Source organism: Bradyrhizobium sp. SHOUNA76 (assembly GCF_023006445.1).
In the GTDB taxonomy this organism is placed as follows: Bacteria; Pseudomonadota; Alphaproteobacteria; order Rhizobiales; family Xanthobacteraceae; genus Bradyrhizobium.
In genome coordinates this window covers 1-1,771 of the sequence record NZ_JALBHA010000811.1, presented here as the reverse complement: position 1 = coordinate 1,771, position 1,771 = coordinate 1, and the positions used below count along the sequence as shown (strand labels likewise).

The following is a 1,771-nucleotide window of genomic DNA, read 5'->3' as shown; positions in this document are numbered from 1 at the left end:
ATTCGATCGCGGCCCAGGTCAGCGCGCCGGCGCAGGCGGCGAGATGGGTCGCGATGATCGCCATCACCGCGCGTGAATTGGCAGCGCCCGCCGAGCCGCCGTTGAAGCCGAACCAGCCGACCCACAACAGGCCGGTGCCCATCACCGCGAGCGACAGATCGAACGGCGAGAGATTTTCGGTGCCGTAGCCGTGGCGGCGCCCCATCACCTTCGCGGCAATGAGGCCGCTGGTGCCGGCCGACAGATGCACCACGAGACCGCCCGCGAAGTCGAGCACGCCCATGCTGTTGAGGAAGCCGCCGCCCCACACCCAATGCGCCAGCGGAATGTAGACGAAGATGAACCAGGCGACGGAGAACAGGAGATAGGCGGAGAACCGCATCCGGTCGGCGACCGACCCCGCGACCAGCGCCACCGTGATGATCGCGAACGTCATCTGGTACAGCATGAACAGCGCTTCCGGGATGGTCTTCGCCGCCGGATTGACGCTGTCCATGGTCATGCCGGCGAGAAACCAGCGGTCGAGCGTGCCGATCCACGGGCCGTCGCCGACGAAGCAGAGCGAATAGCCGAACGCGACCCAGAGAATGGAGATCAGCGTCACCGCGGCGAGGCTCTGCGCCATGGTCGCGAGCACGTTCTTCTTGCGCACCATGCCGGAGTAGAACAGCGCGAGCCCCGGGATGGTCATCATCAGCACCAGCGCGGTGGCGACGATCATCCAGGCGGTGTCGGCGGAGTTGATCTCGGAGCCTGCGGCGTGTGCCGACGATGTCGTGATCGACGCAAACCCGATCGGCGCAGCGATACACGCCGCGCGGCGCAACAATCCCGCCATCTCGTTTCCCCCAGCATAGAAATTACGTCGCACGCTATGGCGTCGTTGCCCGGTGCGATCGACGAAGACGTTATTTGGTCAGAGCGTTTTCAAGCGAAATGGATACCGGTTCGCGTCAGGAAAACGCGTCAAAACAAAATCTAGAGCGCGTCGCTGTCGGTTTCGCCGGTGCGGATGCGCAGCGCGTGATCGATCGGCGTGACGAAGATCTTGCCATCGCCGATCTGCCCGGTGCGCGCGGAGGCGGTGATCACACCCACGGCCTTGTCGGCGATGTCGGAGGCGACCGCGATCTCGATGCGCAGCTTGGGCAGGAAGTTCACGACGTATTCGGCGCCGCGATAGATCTCGGTGTGGCCCTTCTGGCGGCCATAGCCCTTCACCTCTGTCACGGTCATGCCGTGGACGCCGATCGCCGTCAGGGCCTGGCGGACCTCGTCGAGCTTGAAGGGTTTGATGATCGCGACGACGAGTTTCATGGTCTGGCCTATTCCCCGGGATGCGCCGCGCCGTATGTCCCCGGCGCTGCGTCAATCTGGCATCTTTCCGGGCAAATGGCATAAAAAAGTTGCAGGTTGAAGCGGAAAAACGTTTGGCCATGTGAACCGGCGCCTCTGTACAGGGCAGCCGTTCATCCTTCACAATGCATTTTTGGCATGGATGCGGTGAACCCAAGCATCCGGGCCGGTACATAAGTATGTTCGAGGGGGACGGTACATGGCGAGTTGGTTCTACGCATCCGAGGGCAAGCAGCAGGGGCCCTTTCCGGAGGGGCAATTTCGCGACCTCGTCGCCCAAGGCGTCGTGCGCCCGGACACCCTGGTTTGGACCGAGGGCAACCTGCCGCAGCTCGGCGGATGCCGAGGATGCGACGCAGGAGGCACTGTGGATCCTGTTCCGCCGTGTCGGCACGATCCACTCGCTGCTGGCGTT

At 63.5% G+C, this 1,771-nt stretch carries 3 protein-coding genes; 1 reads left to right on the top strand and 2 read right to left on the bottom strand.

All coding sequences use genetic code 11. The features are described 5' to 3' along the window. Both MOV74_RS37405 and MOV74_RS37400 read right to left on the bottom strand, forming a co-directional pair. A partial coding sequence (locus tag MOV74_RS37405) for an ammonium transporter (protein WP_246932449.1) occupies nucleotides 1-838 on the bottom strand: 838 nt, incomplete at its 3' end. 140 nt (nucleotides 839-978) lie between these two features. Further along, complete coding sequence (locus tag MOV74_RS37400) at nucleotides 979-1,317, bottom strand: P-II family nitrogen regulator (RefSeq protein WP_027535359.1); 339 nt, start codon at nucleotides 1,315-1,317, stop codon at nucleotides 979-981. A gap of 238 nt (nucleotides 1,318-1,555) precedes the next feature. Between MOV74_RS37400 and MOV74_RS37395 the strand changes: the two genes are divergently transcribed. Beyond that, the coding region (locus MOV74_RS37395; RefSeq protein ID WP_246932447.1) for a DUF4339 domain-containing protein at nucleotides 1,556-1,771 on the top strand (216 nt) is incomplete at its 3' end.